This window comes from Microbacterium bovistercoris, from assembly GCF_003387575.1.
In the GTDB taxonomy this organism is placed as follows: domain Bacteria; phylum Actinomycetota; class Actinomycetes; order Actinomycetales; family Microbacteriaceae; genus Microbacterium; species Microbacterium bovistercoris.
Genome location: NZ_QUAB01000011.1, coordinates 54,551 through 71,798, shown reverse-complemented (window position 1 = coordinate 71,798; position 17,248 = coordinate 54,551). Strand labels below are relative to the sequence as shown.

The 17,248-nt window shown below is 69.9% G+C and carries 13 protein-coding genes; 7 read left to right on the top strand and 6 right to left on the bottom strand.

Going from position 1 to position 17,248, the window contains the following annotated elements:
- Positions 1-1,264 (top strand): cytochrome b/b6 domain-containing protein (locus DY023_RS01270; protein ID WP_245958531.1); only part of this gene is annotated, 1,264 nt, incomplete at its 5' end.
- A 56-nt stretch (positions 1,265-1,320) separates the two neighbouring features.
- Here the strand turns inward: DY023_RS01270 and DY023_RS01265 are convergent.
- Positions 1,321-1,827, bottom strand: coding sequence for a GNAT family N-acetyltransferase (locus tag DY023_RS01265; RefSeq protein ID WP_116240527.1), 507 nt, complete (start codon positions 1,825-1,827; stop codon positions 1,321-1,323).
- Positions 1,828-1,946: 119 nt separating this feature from the next.
- Here DY023_RS01265 and DY023_RS01260 point away from each other — a divergent pair, with 119 nt between their 5' ends.
- The 3 genes from DY023_RS01260 (at position 1,947) to pntB (ending at position 5,619) form a co-directional block, all read left to right on the top strand.
- A complete protein-coding gene (locus tag DY023_RS01260) occupies positions 1,947-2,507 on the top strand; it encodes an acyl-CoA thioesterase (protein WP_116240526.1) in 561 nt (186 codons plus the stop codon).
- 170 nt (positions 2,508-2,677) lie between these two features.
- Entirely contained in the window at positions 2,678-4,222 is a 1,545-nt protein-coding gene (locus DY023_RS01255; RefSeq protein ID WP_116240525.1) for a Re/Si-specific NAD(P)(+) transhydrogenase subunit alpha, read from the top strand.
- Positions 4,219-5,619 carry a Re/Si-specific NAD(P)(+) transhydrogenase subunit beta gene (pntB, locus tag DY023_RS01250; RefSeq protein ID WP_116240524.1) on the top strand — a complete coding sequence of 467 codons (1,401 nt, stop codon included), beginning with the start codon at positions 4,219-4,221 and terminating at the stop codon, positions 5,617-5,619. The genes DY023_RS01255 and pntB overlap by 4 nt, the downstream gene beginning before the upstream one ends.
- A gap of 137 nt (positions 5,620-5,756) precedes the next feature.
- Here the strand turns inward: pntB and DY023_RS01245 are convergent, their stop codons facing one another.
- Positions 5,757-6,413, bottom strand: coding sequence for a response regulator (locus tag DY023_RS01245; protein ID WP_116240523.1), 657 nt, complete (start codon positions 6,411-6,413; stop codon positions 5,757-5,759).
- A complete protein-coding gene (locus DY023_RS01240) occupies positions 6,410-8,188 on the bottom strand; it encodes a sensor histidine kinase (protein ID WP_181905670.1) in 1,779 nt (592 codons plus the stop codon). The genes DY023_RS01245 and DY023_RS01240 overlap by 4 nt, the downstream gene beginning before the upstream one ends.
- 151 nt (positions 8,189-8,339) lie before the next feature.
- On the opposite strand from DY023_RS01240, the gene DY023_RS01235 reads away from it, so the two are divergent.
- The gene (locus DY023_RS01235; protein WP_116240536.1) at positions 8,340-9,869 is read left to right on the top strand and encodes a CitMHS family transporter; all 1,530 of its coding nucleotides are present in this window, start codon (positions 8,340-8,342) and stop codon (positions 9,867-9,869) included.
- A 48-nt stretch (positions 9,870-9,917) separates the two neighbouring features.
- Complete coding sequence (locus DY023_RS01230) at positions 9,918-11,279, top strand: hypothetical protein (protein WP_116240522.1); 1,362 nt, start codon at positions 9,918-9,920, stop codon at positions 11,277-11,279.
- Positions 11,280-11,283: 4 nt separating this feature from the next.
- Here DY023_RS01230 and DY023_RS01225 read toward each other — a convergent pair whose 3' ends face one another.
- The 3 genes from DY023_RS01225 to DY023_RS01215 are packed head-to-tail and all read right to left on the bottom strand — an operon-like array spanning position 11,284 to position 13,198.
- Positions 11,284-11,883 carry a hypothetical protein gene (locus DY023_RS01225; protein WP_147303237.1) on the bottom strand — a complete coding sequence of 200 codons (600 nt, stop codon included), beginning with the start codon at positions 11,881-11,883 and terminating at the stop codon, positions 11,284-11,286.
- A complete protein-coding gene (locus tag DY023_RS01220; protein ID WP_147303236.1) occupies positions 11,880-12,500 on the bottom strand; it encodes a DUF4352 domain-containing protein in 621 nt (206 codons plus the stop codon). Before DY023_RS01220 ends, DY023_RS01225 begins: the two co-directional genes overlap by 4 nt.
- Positions 12,497-13,198 (bottom strand): hypothetical protein, encoded by a 702-nt coding sequence (locus DY023_RS01215; RefSeq protein WP_116240519.1) that lies wholly within the window; start codon positions 13,196-13,198, stop codon positions 12,497-12,499. Before DY023_RS01215 ends, DY023_RS01220 begins: the two co-directional genes overlap by 4 nt.
- 253 nt (positions 13,199-13,451) lie before the next feature.
- Between DY023_RS01215 and DY023_RS01210 the strand changes: the two genes are divergently transcribed.
- The gene (locus tag DY023_RS01210; RefSeq protein ID WP_116240518.1) at positions 13,452-17,207 is read left to right on the top strand and encodes a bifunctional proline dehydrogenase/L-glutamate gamma-semialdehyde dehydrogenase; all 3,756 of its coding nucleotides are present in this window, start codon (positions 13,452-13,454) and stop codon (positions 17,205-17,207) included.
- Positions 17,208-17,248: the final 41 nt, after the last annotated feature.

Below are 17,248 nucleotides of genomic sequence, written 5' to 3'. Positions count from 1 at the left end.
CGTCCCGGCCGCAGCCGTCCCCGCCGCGGCCGTCGTCGAGTCCGCGCCGCGCGGTGAGGCGCCTGCCGTGGCTGTGTCCGCTGCCGCGGCATCCGGCGTGTCCGGAACATCGGGCGGTCCGGCGCTGCGCCGCGGTCTGCCCCGTGCCGCCGGCGGCGACCCCTGGCCCCCGGCCGGCACGGTCGCTGCCGTTGCGGCACCGGCCTCGAGCGCCGTGGCGCCGGCGGTCGAGGTCACCGTCGCCGACGACGCTCCGATCGCGACTCTCGTACCTGCGGCATCCGCCGTCGACGTCTCGACCCCGCTGCCATTCACGCGCACGGTCTGGGCGGGCGCTGCTCCGCGCCGCGTCGTCGAGACGTCCCCCGAGGCATCCCGCCGGCCGACCTGGACCCAGGCGATCGCCGGCCTGTTCGGCGCGGCAGGGCTCGGCCTGGTGGCGATCGCCGGCATCTTCCTGGTGCGCGCGTTCCTCAGCCTGCCGTTCATGCAGGACTTCCTCGCGGCATTCCCGGGCGAGTATCACACTGACGCCGAACCCGGCATCGCGCCGTGGGTGGGATGGCAGCACTTCTTCAACATGTTCCTCATGCTGCTGATCATCCGATCCGGTCTGCGCGTGCGCACCGAGAAGCGGCCCACCGTGTTCTGGGCGCCGCGCGGCAACGCGAAGGGCAAGATCAGTCTGACGCTGTGGTTCCACCAGTCGCTCGACATCCTCTGGCTCGTCAACGGCATCGTCTTCGTGGTGCTGCTGTTCGTCACCGGTCACTGGCTGCGCCTGGTGCCGACCAGCTGGGAGGTGTTCCCGAACGCCCTCTCCGCCGCGCTGCAGTACGTGTCCTTCGACTGGCCGACCGAGAACGGCTGGGTGAACTACAACAGCCTGCAGCAGCTGGCCTACTTCACGACCGTGTTCATCGCCGCCCCGCTGGCCGCGATCACCGGATTCCGGATGTCGGGTCTGTGGCCGAAGAAGGCCGAGAAGCTCTCGAAGGCCTACCCGGTCGAGTGGGCGCGCGCCCTGCATTTCCCGGTGATGCTGTACTTCGTCGCCTTCATCGTGGTGCACGTGGCGCTGGTGTTCCTCACCGGCATGCTGCGCAACCTCAACCACATGTTCGCCTCGCAGGACGTCGTGAGCTGGGTCGGGTTCTGGGTGTTCATCGGTGCGCTGGTCGTCATGGCCATCGGGTGGATCGCCGCCCGCCCGCTGGTGCTCGCGCCGATCGCCAAGGTGTTCGGCAACGTCTCCGGGCGCTGACCCGAGAACGACGAAGCCCCCTCCGGAGGGAGGGGGCTTCGTCGTGAAGAAACGGGTCAGCGCACGAAGCGCACCTCGGTGAGCGTCTCGCCGAGGAAGGGCTCGGTGTGGCTGGCGCCGTCGAGGGTGAAACCGTTGCGCACGTAGAAGCGGTGTGCGCGGGGGTTGTCCTCGGCGACCCAGAGGTAGACCTCCTCGCCTTCTTCCACCGCCGCGTCGAACAGGCGCTGGCCGAGGCCGGTGCCGTGCCACTTGTCGAGCAGGTAGATGAAGTAGAGCTCGCGGTTGCGCGGGGCATCCTTGTCGCGGGCCGGACCCGAGCCGACGAAGCCGACGATCTCGCCGTCGACGAGTGCGGCGCTCATGCGGAAGTCGTCGCCCTGACGAGCCCAGTTGACCCAGAGCTCGGCGAGGCGCTTGGGCGACACCTTCTCGAGGGCGGCCTTGCTGATGAGGTGATCGTAGGTCTCGTGCCAGGTCTGTGCATGCACACGGCCGAGTGCTTCCGCATCCGCATCGCGGACCGGTCGGACGATGGTCTCGGGCTGGGCTTCGGCGCTCATGCCGCGACTCTACGCGCGGTCGCCGCAGAGGTGAAATCGACCAGGACACACGGGGTAGGTCTGTGTTCCTCCTACAACCGTTTTGCGGCAGCTGTTGCCGATAGCTACTGTCGGACCTCGTGAACGTGATCTGGCGCACCCTTCTCGTCATCCTGCAGGCCCGGCGCCGGGTGCGCCGCGGTGCGACCCTCCAGCCGGCCGACGTCGGCCGCATCCGGCTCACGACGCTTCCTACCGACATCGACATCCTGCGGCACATGAACAACGGCCGGTACCTGTCGCTGTTCGACCTCGGGCGCTGGGATCTGCTGATCCGCACCGGGCTGTTCGACGAGATGAAGCGCCGCGGCTGGTACGCGGTGGTCTCCAGCGAGACCGTCACGTTCCGCAAATCGCTCGAGCTGTGGCAGCGCTTCGACGTCGAATCGCGTCTGATCGGTCACGACGACAAGGCCATCTTCCTGGAGCACAGGGCCGTCGTCGGCGGTGAGGTCTACGCGCGAGTGATCGTGCGAGCCCGGATGCTGCGCCGCAGCGGCGGCACGGTGTCGCACGACGAGCTGTTCGCCGCGGTCGGGCATCCGGAGGGCGTGCCGGGCGTGGATGAATGGATCCACGACTGGGCCGGTGCATCGGCACTGCCGCCGACCAAGGCTGAAGCGCCGAGCGTGTGGCGCTGACGAGTTGCAGATTGCGTAAGTTTCATTGTTCTTTCGCCGTCACATGGGGCGAAATGCACGCCGGAGGTCAAGTGCGTCAGTAATCTGAGCACACCCCCGACACCGCACCGTTGCGGTTCTCCGATGCTGCGTGATGCGTGCAGCCGGGGGCGACCCACGGAAGGAATCCCGTGACACAACTCGGAATCGTGCGCGAGGCAGGCGGTGAGGCGCGCGTCGCTGCGACGCCCGCCACGGTGCGCACACTGCAAGGACTCGGCTACACGATCGTGGTCGAACAGGATGCCGGGGCCGCGGCCTCGTATCCCGACGAGGCCTATGTCGAGGCCGGCGCGACGATCGTCGATCGCGAGGCGGCCTGGGGGAGCGGCGTGGTGCTCGGCATCAACGCCCCCGGCCCCGAGGAGATCGCGCTGCTGGCGGACGGGGCGACTGTGGTCGCGCTGCTGTCGCCGGCGCTGCGTCCCGACCTCGTCGAGGCGCTCGCGCAGCGCGGCATCACCGCCGTCGCATTGGACGCGGTGCCCCGCATCTCGCGTGCGCAGTCGATGGATGTGCTGAGCTCGATGGCGAACATCGCCGGCTACCGCGCCGTGGTCGAGGCCGCCCACGAGTTCGGCAGGTTCTTCACCGGACAGGTCACCGCCGCGGGCAAGGTGCCCCCGGCGAAGGTGCTCGTCGCCGGGGCCGGCGTCGCCGGTCTCGCTGCGATCGGCGCGGCATCCAGCCTCGGCGCGATCGTTCGCGCGACCGACCCCCGGCCCGAGGTGGCCGACCAGGTCACCTCCATCGGCGGCACCTATCTGCCCGTCGACGTCGAGGTCGCGGAATCCACCGACGGCTACGCCAAGGCGACCAGCGCCGACTACGACCGCCGCGCCGCGGAGATCTACACCGAGCAGGCGGCGGACGTCGACATCATCATCACCACCGCGCTCATCCCGGGCCGGGCGGCTCCGCGCCTCATCACCGCGGCGGATGTCGCGCTGATGAAGCCCGGCAGCGTGATCGTCGACATGGCGGCCGCCCAGGGCGGCAACGTCGAGGGCTCGGTCGCGGGGGAGCGGATCGTCACCGCGAACGGCGTGATCATCCTCGGATACACCGACCTGGCCTCGCGCCTGGCGGCGCAGGCATCGCAGCTCTACGGCACGAACGTCGCCAACCTCGTCGCTCTGCTCACTCCGGGCAAGGACGGCGAGCTCGCGATCGACTTCGACGATGTCGTGCAGCGCTCGGTCACCGTCGTGCGCGACGGTGAGGTGACCTGGCCGCCGCCCGCGGTGCAGGTCGCTGCGGCGCCTGCCAAGCCCGCGGCCGAGAAGGATGCTGCACCCGCAGCCCCCGAGAAGAAGCAGATGAGCACCGGCCGCAAGGCGCTGCTGATCGGCATCGGCATCGTCGCACTGTTCCTCGTGAACCTGTTCGCGCCGCCGCCGCTGCCGCAGCACTTCACCGTGCTCATGCTCGCCGTCGTCGTCGGGTTCTACGTGATCGGCAAGGTGCACCACGCCCTGCACACGCCGCTGATGTCGGTGACCAACGCCATCTCGGGCGTCATCGTCGTCGGCGCCATGCTGCAGGTGACCACCGCCAACCCGGTCGTGCAGGTGCTTGCCGCGGTCGCCATCCTGCTCGCCAGCATCAACATCTTCGGAGGCTTCGCGGTGACCCGCCGAATGCTCGCCATGTTCACGAAGGGAGCCGACAAGTGACCGTCGACGCCCTCGCCGGCGCGGCCTACATCGTCGCCGCGCTGCTGTTCATCCTGAGCCTCGCCGGGCTCAGCCGCCACGAGTCCGCCCGCGCGGGCGTGATCTACGGCATCTCGGGCATGGCGATCGCCCTGCTCGCGACTCTCGCCCTGACGATCGCCGACGCCTGGGGCGGATCCGGGTCCACCGTCGGCCTGGTCCTGCTTGTCGTCGCCGTCATCGTCGGCGGTGCGATCGGCCTGTGGCGCGCCCGCGTCGTGCAGATGACCGGGATGCCCGAGCTCATCGCCCTGCTGCACAGCTTCGTCGGCCTCGCCGCGGTGCTGGTCGGCTGGAACGGCTATCTGGCGCACGAGCCCATTCCGGCCGAACTGGTCGGCATCCACAACGCCGAGGTGTTCATCGGCATCTTCATCGGCGGTGTGACCTTCACCGGGTCGATCGTCGCGTACCTGAAGCTGTCGGCGAAGATGTCGTCGAAGCCGTTGATGCTGCCGGGCAAGAACGCCCTCAACATCGGCGCCCTGATCGCGTTCGTCGCGCTGACCGTGTGGTTCGTGGCCGATCAGCAGCTCTGGCTGCTGGTCGCCGTCACCGTGCTGTCGTTCGCCCTCGGCTGGCACCTGGTCGCCTCGATCGGCGGCGGCGACATGCCCGTGGTCGTGTCGATGCTGAACAGCTACTCCGGCTGGGCGGCGGCCGCCGCGGGCTTCCTGCTGAACAACGACCTGCTGATCGTCACCGGTGCGCTGGTCGGATCCTCGGGTGCGTACCTGTCGTACATCATGTGCAAGGCCATGAACCGGTCGTTCCTGTCGGTCATCGCCGGAGGCTTCGGCATCGTGGCATCCACTTCCGGCGACGAGGAGTACGGCGAGCACCGCGAGGTCACCGCCGACGCGGCCGCCGGGATGCTGTCCGAGGCGCAGAGCGTGATCATCACCCCGGGCTACGGCATGGCCGTCGCGAAGGCGCAGTACCCGGTGGCCGACCTGGTCGCCAAGCTGCGCGAGCGGGGCGTCGACGTGCGCTTCGGCATCCACCCCGTCGCGGGCCGTCTGCCGGGGCACATGAACGTGCTGCTGGCCGAGGCGAAGGTGCCCTACGACGTCGTGCTGGGCATGGACGAGATCAACGACGACTTCGCGAAGACGTCGGTGGTGCTCGTGATCGGCGCGAACGACACCGTGAACCCCGCCGCCGCGGAGGACCCGGGCAGCCCGATCGCCGGCATGCCCGTGCTGCGGGTGTGGGAGGCCGAGAACGTGATCGTGTTCAAGCGCTCGATGGCCGCCGGCTACGCGGGTGTCCAGAATCCGCTGTTCTTCCGCGACAACGCGCAGATGCTGTTCGGCGACGCCAAGGAGCGGGTGGAGGACATCATCCGGGCGCTTTGACGCGCGAGACCCCGACTGCCGCACGAGACCCACGTCCAAGACGTGGGTCTCGTGCGGATCTGGGGAGGTCGCGCGGGGTATTCCGGGGCGAACTGCGACCGGGATGAGCGGGGGAGGGGAGAGATCCGCCAGGCGGCTCAGGTGCCCGGACGGATGTACCGGTGCTCCGGGCGGCCGGTCGAGCCGTAGCGCAGGCGCACTTCTATCAGCCCGCGGGTCGCGAGCGCGGCGAGATGCCGCTGCGCGGTGGCGCGGGAGACGCCGGCGCGTTCGGCGATCTCGGCGGCGGATGCCTCGTCGCCGCCGAGATGCGAGAGGATCAGCGTCTCGGTGGCCGAGCGCCCGACCGAGGCGGAATCGCCGCCGCCGTGCAGGATCGCGAGGGCTCGGTCGATCTGCTCCTGGTTCGTGGAGCGATCCTCGGGCAGCAGGTTGCGGAACCGCGCGTAGGCATCCAGGCGGGCCTCGAGCACACGCGCCTCGAAGGGCTTGGTCAGCACCGACAGTGCTCCGGCGCGCAGCGCCCGGCGCACGGTGCTCCCGTCGGTCGCGGCCGAGATGAGGATCGCGTCGATCTGCTGGGATGCGATGAACTTCACGCCGTCGCCGTCGGGCAGGTAGGCGTCGACGAGCAGCAGGTCGGGGGCGTGCTCCTGCACCCCGCGCAGCGCGGCGGCGAGAGTGGGAGCGGTGCCGACGGCCCGGAGGCCGGGGCGTGCGTCGACGATGTCGCGGTGCAGGCCGGCGACGCGGAAGTCGTCGTCGACGATCAGCACGCGGAGCGGATCGTTCATTCTTCCTCCTGATCGCGGATGCCGGGACCGCGGGTGTCGGATCGGTCGCGGGCGTCGGTTCGATCGAGAGCATCCGTTCGATCGCGGTCTTCGGACGTGCCCCCGATGCCGGACGGAGCCAGTGCACCGGGCATGCGGGCGCCGAACACCGCGCCGCCGTCCGGGCCGCCGCGGTCGATGATCCAGACGTCGCCGCCGCGTCGCCGCGCCAGGTCGCGGGACAGCGTGAGCCCGAAGCCGCGCCCGTGCACGGCATCCGGATCGAGACCGGTGCGCTCGCCGCGGGCGAACGGATCGACGCCCTCGTCGATCCCGGTGCCGGAGTCGGAGACGGTCATGACGAGCTCCGCACCGTCGGCGAACAGCCCGACCTCGACCCACGGCTCCGGTCTCACTCGTTGCGGGTGCGCCGCCGAGGCACCCACAACGGGTGAGACCGGAACCTCAGGAGCTGCAGCCGAGTGCGCGGCCTGCACGGCGTTGTCCACGAGGTTGCCCAGCACGGCCGAGACATCTTCGACGGCGTGCACCTCACCCGGTACCAGCGTGTCCTCCGACACGCGCAGCTGCACGCCGCGCTCGCGCGCGGCATCCGCCTTCGCGCCGAGGACCGACTGCAGGAACGCGTCCGGCACCCGCTCGATGCCGGGGACGGCGGGGTCGACGGCTCCGCGGGCCAGCAGCTCGCCGAGGAACGCCCGGGCGTCCGGAGCCCGCTCCGCGTCGAGCAGGCCTGCGGCGACATGCATCCGATTCGCGAACTCGTGCCGCTGCACGCGCAGCGCCTCGGTCATCGCCTGCACCGAGGCGAGGCGCGCGGCGAGCGCCTCCACGTCGGTGCGATCGCGCAGCACGATGACCTCTCCGAGGTCACGGCCGTCGCGCACCACAGGATGCACGTCGACGTAGGCGACGCGACCGCCGATGACCGCCTCGACGCCTTCGGGGCGCCGGGCCGCCTCGAGCAGGTCCGCGTCGAGCCCGAGGTCCGCGAGCGGGCGTCCGAGAGCGTCAGCACCCAGCATCCGCTCCGCCGCACGGTTGCACACGCGCACCGCGCCGTCGGTGTCGACCGCGACCACCCCGTCGCCCACGCCGTCGAGCACCGCGGCCTGGTTCTGCACCAGGGCGACCAGCTCCTCGGGCTGGAGATCGAGCGTGAGGCGTCTGAAACGCCGGCGCACGAGGGTCGAGGCGACCGCAGCCAGGAGGAGCGCGACACCGGCCGCGAGACCGATGCCGCCGAGCAGCAGCGGCAGGTTGCTGAACACGCTCTCCCGCTCGAATCCGACGCTGACCTCGCCGATCGGGTCGCCTCCGGCCACCGGATACACCGGAACCTTCGCCCGAGCGGACTCGCCGAGCGTGCCGGTCTCCCAGGCGACCACCTCGTTCCCGGCGAGGGCCTGCTGATAGCCGGTGCTGACGCGCTCGCCGAGCTGCTCGGGGCGCGGGTGCGCGAGACGGATGCCGTGATCATCGGTGATCACGACGAAGAGCGCCCCGGTGCGCGCCGTGACGTCCTTCGCGATGCGCTGCAGATCGTCGTCGCGCAGATCGGCCGTGCTCGGCGTGCCGGGGTCGGCGGAGTAGAACGCGACGCGGCGCTGCACATCGGGATCCTCGGCGAGGGTGCGGGCGATGTTCAGCGCGGACTGCTCCGCCGAGGCGCGCAGCTGCTGCACCGAGATCCAGCCGAACACCACGGAGCAGACCGCGACGACGGCGACCACGGTGACGAGCTGCGTGAGCAGCATCCGGGTCGCGAAGCGCATCGGCGCACCTCCTGTCGAACATGCTGAGTTTAATGCGCAGAACGCGATTCAATGCGCTCTAGCGCGCGTCGCGACAGCGGCATCCGTAGGGTCGCACAGACGCACCACGAGGTGCCCCCGACGACACGACAAGGGAGTCGAGATGCTGACGATGTCCGTACTGCGGGCCGCCGCCGAAGAGGCGCCCACCTACAACACGGCGTTCGTGCCGCCGGACGGCGTGCTCGTGATCCTCGGGTTCGCCATGGTCCTCGTGTTCATGACGCTGATCATGACCAGGCGCCTCACCCCGATGGTCGCCCTCATCCTGGTGCCGACGGTCTTCGGCCTGTTCGCCGGAGCAGGGCTGGGCCTCGGCGACATGGTGCTCGACGCGATCGGCAGCATGGCCTCCACCGCGGCGCTGCTGATGTTCGCGATCATGTTCTTCGGCCTGATGATCGACGTCGGGCTGTTCGACCCGCTCATCCGCCTCATCACGCGGCTGCTCGGCGATGACCCCGCCAAGATCGTGCTGGGCACCGCGATCCTCGCGGGTGCGGTCTCGCTCGACGGCGACGGGTCGACGACCTTCATCATCACGACGTCGGCGATGCTGCCCCTCTACCTGCGTCTGGGCATGAGCCCGGTCGTGCTCACCTGCGTCGCCGGCCTGATGAACGGCACGATGAACATCGTGCCCTGGGGTGGTCCGACCGTGCGTGCGGCCACCGCCCTGAAGCTGGATGCCAGCGACGTGTTCGTGCCGATGGTCCCGTCGATGGTCGCCGGCATCGTGATCGCCCTCGCCTTCGCGTGGTTCCTCGGCCTGTCCGAGCGCCGCCGCCTGGCCGGCAGCGTCGACACCTCGCGCATCTCCGGTGAGCCCGGGGTCGTCACCGGCGGCGTGCAGCGCATCCTGCGCAAGGCCGACCCGAAGCCCGGTGCGCGCGCCGAGCTGCACACCGGCAACATCGTCACGATCGCCGGAGGTCACGGCGGCGTCGGCACCGCGGAACTCGTCGACGCCACCGACACCGCGATGGCCGACACCATGCTCGACCCGAACCGGCCGACGCTGCGGCCGAAGCTGATCTGGTTCAACCTCGCGCTCACGATCGCCGTGATGGTGCTGCTGGTGATGGACATCTTCCCGCTCGCCTACGTGTTCATGGTCGGCGCGGGCCTCGCCCTGGTGGTCAACTTCCCGAAGTTGAAGAGCCAGGCCGACGAGATCGTGCAGCACGCGCCGTCGATCGTCGGCGTGGTGTCGATGGTGCTGGCCGCCGGCGTGCTGGTGGGCGTGCTGAACGGCACCGGGATGGTCGACGCCATGGCCTCGTGGATCACCACCGTCATCCCCGCATCGATGGGCCCGTACCTGGCCGTGATCACCGGTGTGCTGTCGATCCCGTTCACATTCTTCATGTCGAACGACGCGTTCTACTACGGCATCCTCCCGGTGCTCTCGCAGAGCGCGGAGCACTTCGGCATCGACCCGGTCGAGATGGCGCGCGCCTCGATCACCGGACAGCCCGTGCACCTGCAGTCGCCGCTGGTGCCCGCGATCCTGCTGCTGGTCTCGCTCGCGAACGTCAACCTCGGCGACCACCACAAGAAGGTGCTGTGGCGAGCGGTGCTCGTCTCGCTCGTGATGCTGGCGGTCGGCGTGCTGTTCGGCGCGATCCCGTTCGCCGCCTGATCTCCCGGTGACTCCCGGCAGGGATGGCCGGCACGGTACTTTAGGTGCGTGCTGACCATCCTCGCCACCACCGGCCGCGTGCTCGCGCGCCACTGGCCGGCGCTGCTGGCGTGGTACCTGGCGGGCATCCTGGTGAACTACTGGGTGACCGAGCTCGCCGGTTTCGTCGGCGCGTACAACTCGACGATCGCGCTGCTGATCCTGCCGATCGCAGTCCTGGCCCGGCTGGTCAGCATGGTGGGGATGCTTCTGGTGCTGCGTGACGGGTTGCGCGCCCTGCAGGCAGTAGCTCCGCTGCCGGAGTCGGCGGTCGAGCGACGCCGAACCTTCCTCACCGCGCTGCTGGCGAGCATCCTGCCGTTCTTCGCCGTATATGCGGCGCAGGGACTGCTGAACGATGATGTGCAGTCCTATGCGTTGAAGGCGTTGGAGAAGACGCGGGAGGAGATCGGCGCCACTCTCGGCACAGATCGCACGTTCGATCCGGGTGACAACGTACTCGACCTGTCGGTCAGTGTGTGGACGGTGTCGGTCATCGTCGTGGCTTTCGCCGCCCGCTGGGCCTGGGGCCGGTGGTCCGACCGGATGCCGAAGGTGCTCTCGCTGCTCGCGGTGTATTGCGAAGTGGTCTGGGTGTTCTTCTCGCTGATCCTGCTCGGCGACTTCATGGATTCCGTCAACGGCTGGGTCGACACCCGGGTGGCGATGGGCTGGGTCGCCGATGCGAGGGAGACGGTCTCGGGATGGTTCGCGCCGTTCGTGTGGCTCGGTGACGGCATCGGCTGGCTGCTCTCGCAAGCAGGCCCGGTGCTGCTCGCCCCGCTGTCGTGGCTGACCGTCGCGGGCGTCGTCTACGGGCAGGCGATCGTCGCCGAGAAGCTCAGCATCCAGCACAAACTGGTCGCCCAGATGCGCGAGCGCGCGGCGCGGGTGCCCAACCCGGTGATGCGCCGACTGCGTGACCTGGGCACCGAGCTCGGTTCGCGATTCGTGCCGATCTGGCGCGCGATCCTGCTGATGTGGCGCGCGGGACCGGTGATCATCGCCTCATACGCGCTGCTGTACACCGCCGTGATCGTCGCGGAGTCGTGGCTGCGCTACGGCGAGAGCCGGCTGATCGGCCCGCACGACCTGGACTCGTTCTGGTCGGTGTACTGGCCCGTGATCTACCTGCTGCCGCCGCTGATCATCGAGCCGATCCGGCTCTCGCTCATCGCCGGTGCCTACGACACGACGTTCGGGATGCTGCGCCGGGCGCAGGACGCGCGGACGGATGCCGACGCGCCGGCGACCTCGGAGGAGGCGGATGCCGCGGCCATCACCGCCGCCGCGGGTGGGCTGCCCACCGCGACACTGCCGCCCGGCGCTCCGGTGCCGGCCGCCGCACAGCCCGCCGCACCGCCCGCCTGAGTGTTCAGGGATCGATGCTGAATCGCACGTACTCGGACTTCGCGAACAGCGGCTCGATCACGACCCAGTAGGGGCCCTTCGCGTCATCCGGAACGACGAACGGCAGCAACAGCTGATACGGCTCAGCCGTCTCGCCCTCCAGTGTGGGGACGCAGCTGTCCGGTTCGTCCGAACTGGACGGCACACCGAGCTCATAGCGTGCCGGCTCCCAGCTCCGTCCGCTGCTCTGCTCGACCAGCGTCGGCGTCATGCAGTTGGGTGCCTTCTTCTCGTGTGGCGTCACGTCGACGCCGACGAGCACGACCTTCGCGTCGTCGGGCACGTCGAGGCCCGTGGTGTCGGTGAGGGCCTTGGACTTCACCGGACCCCAGGTCGCGCCCTTCAGCTCGACGGTGTCGGCCCCGCTCGACGGCTCGACGGCCCACAGCGGCTGCCCGGAGTCGGGGAAGGCGTACTTCCAGCCCCACCACGCCGTGCCAACGACCACCGCCGGCAGCAGCAACGCGACCGCGCCGAGCGCGAGGGCGTTGCTGCGCCACCAGCCGCTGCGCGGAGACGGCTGTTGTGCGGCGGGCTGTTCCCCGACCGGCTGCTGATCCGTCATCGCGACCACCCGATCTCGTCCAGGGTGACTTCGTTCTGCATTGCCACGTCATCGAGATCGACGGCGACCTCGATCACGCCGTCCGCGGTGTGATCGTCCTGCCAGGACAGCACGACGGTCGCCTCACCCCGCACAGCGTCCTCGGGCAGCTCGAAGGCGAGGCTGCCGTGCCGGGGGACGCCGGTGATGAGGCTCATGTTCTGTGCGGTGCTGCCTCGTTCCGTGGCCTTGTAGGTGCGATCGCCGATGCGCAGTTCGCCCTTCAACAGCGAGGCGAACTCGGTCTGCACCGTCGCGGCGTCGACGTCGACGACCAGCCAGGTGCCCTCTGCAGTCCAGCGGATGCCGTCGGACACCGATCGCCCGGCCCTCACATCCGTCACCGTCGCCGCGAGGTTGCGGGAGACGGCCTGCTCACCGACCGATGCCGTGGAGACGAAGCTGTCGTACACGGCATCCTCCGGCTTCTGCAGCTGCAGAAGGAACCAGGCCGCTACCACCATCGTGATCGACAGCGCCCAAGGCGCAGCGGCGAGCAGGAATCGGCGTCCGCGCGAGGGTTTCTCGGCGGAGTTCCCTGGGACAAGCGCCGGGGGAGATGGCGGGGGGATCGTCATGGCGCGTCCTCCGCGGGAAGCTCGTCGACCTGCACCGTCACATAGGCGCCAGGACGGATGTCATCCCAGTACGTGCCGCGGGTGACGAATGAGCCCTGGAACCGGGTGGAGTCGGGAAGAATGATCCGGATCTCGTCGCCAGGGTTCACGTCGCCCTCCTCGATCGTCCAGGTCAGCCGCACACGGGTGGGCACGTCCGGCTGGAAGTAGAGCACGCCGGAGTCGTCCGCCACACGCTCGACGTCAACGCCGTCGAGCGTGACGCCCTCGACCCCGACCCCGCCCATCGTGTGCGGAGAGCGGCCCAGCCGCGGCTCGGTGTACTCGTTGGTGACGTCCATCACGACTTCGAGCGTGCGCAGCCCATCATCGGGGTCGCTGATCTCGCCGCCCACCGCCGCGCTCACGACGGACATGTCCAGCTCCGAACCGACATAGTGCTCGCCGATCGAGATCTCTGCGGGCTTCGGCTCGGGCTGCGGCCCGAGGCCGCCGAAGGCAGCGGTCGCGCCGAGCAGGATGGCACCGGCGCCGGTGATGATCCATCCGGTGGGTACCTTGTCGGTCGTCTTCCTCACCCATGACGTCAGGCGCGCCTCGGACTCCGCGCGCCCTGCCGCGTCGGCATCGGCTGGACCGGCCGCGTCGGCATCGGCTGGACCGGTTGCGTCGGCATCCGCCTCGTCGTTCTCCCCCACGGGCNACCGGCCGCGTCGGCATCGGCTGGACCGGTTGCGTCGGCATCCGCCTCGTCGTTCTCCCCCACGGGCGCCCCTCCTTCGGCATAAGCATAAGGTTCCCCGCGGCCCGCCTCCTGCCGCTCCGGTCTCGACGGTTGCGGGTGTTCCGGTCGAAACACCCGCAACCGTCGAGACCGGAACCAAAGGGAGCAGGTAGGAGGTGAGGCATGAGGTCCCTGATCGGAGCGAGTGCACGTCATAGGCTGGATGCATGCCAGAGCCGTCTTCGTCCGCGGGGGCCGGCCTCGCCGAGGCCGCCGTCGAACTCGCTCGCCGCTGGGTGGCGGAAGAGGCCGCGGAAGAGGTGGACCCCGCCGCGGCACGCCTCGCCGGGGTGCTGCAGGACCGCAACGGCCTGCCGTTCACCCTCGGCTTCGTCGACGGCGTGATGCGCCCCGAGAGCCTGGGAGCTGCGGCATCCACCCTGCACAGGGTCGCACCGCTCGCGCCCGAGTTCCTGCCCTGGTACCTTCGCGGTGCCGTGCGCGTCGGCGGCGCCGTCGCACCGGTGCTGCCCATGCCGACCGTACCAATCGCCCGCCGGGTGCTGCGTGAGATGGTCGGACACCTGATCGTCGATGCCAGGCCTGAGAAGCTCGGCCCGGCGATCGAGAAGCTGCGAGACCCTTCGTCGGGCTCAGGGACCGCACCCCGCCTGAACCTCAACCTGCTCGGCGAGGCGGTGCTCGGTGAGGCGGAGGCGAAGCGGCGGCTCGACGGTATCCACGACCTCATCCGGCGCCCCGACGTCGACTACGTCTCGGTCAAGGTCTCGGCGGTGACCAGCCGCATCTCGATGTGGGCCTTCGACCAGGTCGTCGAGGAGACCGCGAAGCGCCTGCTGCCTCTCTACCTGACCGCCGCGTACGACACCGCGGGCACCACCGGCAGGCAGACCTTCATCAACCTCGACATGGAGGAGTACCGCGACCTCGACCTCACGATCGCGGTGTTCACCCGCATCCTCGAAGACCCGCGGCTGCGCGACCTCGAGGCAGGCATCGTGCTGCAGGCCTACCTGCCCGACGCCCTGCCGGCGCTGCGCGAGCTGACCGCCTGGGCGCGCGAGCGGGTGGCGCACGGTGGCGCGCGCATCAAGGTGCGTCTCGTCAAGGGTGCGAACCTCGCGATGGAGCACGTCGACGCCGTCATGCACGGATGGACGCCCGCGCCCTACGACACCAAGCTCGACACCGACGCGAACTATCTGCGCTGCCTCGACGAGGCGCTGTGGCCGCGGAACACCGAGGCCGTGCGGATCGGCGTCGCCGGGCACAACCTGTTCGACATCGCCTACGCCTGGCTGCTGGCGGGGGAGCGCGGAGTCCGCGAGTCGATCGAGTTCGAGATGCTGCTGGGCATGGCGCAGGGGCAGGTGAAGGCCGTCAGCCGCGAGGTCGGGCCGGTACTGCTCTATGTGCCGGTCGTCGCGCCCGCCGAGTTCGACGTCGCGATCAGTTACCTGGTGCGCCGGCTCGAGGAGAACGCGTCCTCGTCGAACTTCCTCTCCGCCGCGCTCGAGCTCGGCACCGATCCACGGCTGTTCGAGCGCGAGAAGATGCGGTTCCTCGACTCCGTCACCCGATCGCGCGACCATTCGCTGCGCATCGGCCCGCGTCGCACGCAGGACAGGTCGGCGCCCGCGCACGAGTCCGTGCGCCCGGCATACGCTGCACCCGCCGCCGACGCCGATCTGACCGGAGTCGTGCTCGGGATCGCCGCAGGCGCCGAGACGGATGCCGAGGACGACGACTACCTGCAGACCGCCGTGTACGCCCGGCGCGAGGCGACAAGGGCGCAGCAGGCGGACGGCCGGCGCAGCGGCCGACGCGGCGCCGAGCCGGGCGAGGGCGCGCCCGGCTTCGCGAACACCGTCGACAGCGATCCGTCGCTTCCGGCGAACCGGGAGTGGGCGCGCGGCGTGTTCGACCGCATCACCGCCGCAGGCGTGTCGCAGCTGGGGCTGTCGACGCTCGCCGCGGCACGTATCGACGACGCCGACGTGCTGGCAGGCACCGTCGGGAGGGTGCGGGATGCCGCGGCATCGTGGGGCTCCCGCTCCGCCGCCGAGCGCTCGGAGATCCTGCTGCGGGCAGCCGCCGCCCTCGAAGCGCGACGGGCGGATCTGATCGAGGTCGCCGCGATCGAGACCGGCAAGGTGTTCTCCGAGGGCGACATCGAGGTCAGCGAGGCCGTCGACTTCGCCCGCTACTACGCATCGACGGCCAAGGAGCTCGACGCGATCGCGGGCGCCGCGTTCACACCGGCGCGCGTGACCGTCGTCACCCCGCCGTGGAACTTCCCGCTGGCGATCCCGTCCGGAGGCGTGCTGGCCGCGCTCGCCGCAGGCTCGGGCGTCGTCTTCAAGCCCGCCCACCAGGCGCGTCGCTGCGCCGCCGTCATCGCCGAGTGCCTGTGGCAGGCCGGCGTGCCGCGCGACGTGCTGACGCTGGTGGACATCTCGGAGAGCGGGCTGGGCAAGCAGCTCATCACGCATCCCGACGTCGACCGGGTGATCCTGACCGGGTCGTGGGACACCGCCGCGCTGTTCCGCTCCTGGCGCCCCGACCTGCCGCTGCTGGCCGAGACCAGTGGCAAGAACGCGATCATCATCACTCCGACGGCCGACCTCGACCTGGCGGTCGCCGACCTGGTCAAGAGCGCTTTCAGCCACGCGGGCCAGAAGTGCTCGGCCGCCTCGCTGGCGATCCTGGTCGGGCCGGTCGGGCACTCCAAGCGGTTCGCCCGCCAGCTGGTCGACGCCGTGCAGTCGATGCACGTCGCCTGGCCCTCCGACCCCGCCGCGGAGATGGGCCCCGTGATCGAGAAGCCGCAGGGCAAGCTCGACTGGGCGCTGACCACGCTCGAGGGCGACGAGAAGTGGCTGATCCAGCCGCAGCGCGTGCCGGGCGATGACACCGGGAGGCTCTGGACACCCGGCATCCGCACGGGTGTGCGACCCGGCTCCCGAATCCACCTGGAGGAGTTCTTCGGGCCTGTGCTGGGCATCATGCACGCGCATACGCTGTCGCAGGCGATCGCCCTGCAGAACCAGGTGGCCTACGGGCTGACCGCGGGCCTGCACACGCAGGATCCCGACGACCTCGCGGTCTGGCTCGACCGGGTGCAGGCCGGGAACCTCTACGTGAACCGCGGCATCACCGGTGCGATCGTGCAGAGGCAGCCGTTCGGCGGCTGGAAGCGCTCCTCGGTGGGCGCGGGCGCGAAGGCCGGCGGACCGAACTACCTGATCGGGCTCGGCACGTGGCGGGCGCAGTCCCGCGGCAAGACCTCGAAGACTCTGCACCTGCGCGGGCTGGACAGCCGCATCTCCGCCGTGATCGAGGCCGCGCAGCCCTCTCTGGAGTTCGAGCAGTTCGAGCGCCTGCGTCAGGCGGCGCTGTCCGATGCCGTGGCGTGGGATCGCGAGTTCGGCCAGGTCCGCGACGTCTCCCGGCTGGTCGTCGAGCGCAACCTGTTCCGCTATCGTCCTGTGCCCGTCGCGGTGCGCGCGACGGCGGATGCCGGGCTCGCCGACGTGCTGCGCGTCGTGATCGCCGGCATCCGCGCCGGAGCGCCGTTCCTGCTCTCCGTGCCGGACGGTCTGCCCGCCGCGGTGCGCCGTTTCCTCGGCATCCTCGATCTGCCGATCTCGGTTGAGACGGATGCCGAATGGATCGACCGCATGCGCGGAGCGGATGCCGCGGAGCAGGAGGGCGCCGAGGCCGTGATCGAGCAGACGCCGATGCCCGGCCGGGTGCGGCTGGTCGGGGGTCGGGCGTCGGTCGCGGCGCTGCACCGCGCGCTGGCGGTCGCTGTCGCCGGCGATCCGGACATCGCGGTGTACGACGGCGAGGTCACGACGGCCGGCCGCATCGAGCTGCTTCCCTTCGTGCACGAGCAGTCGATCTCGATCACCGCACACCGTTTCGGCAACCCCGACGACTGGAGCGCCGGCATCATCTGATGTAAAAAATTCTTGACATCTACGCTGCGGCGGGTCTACCT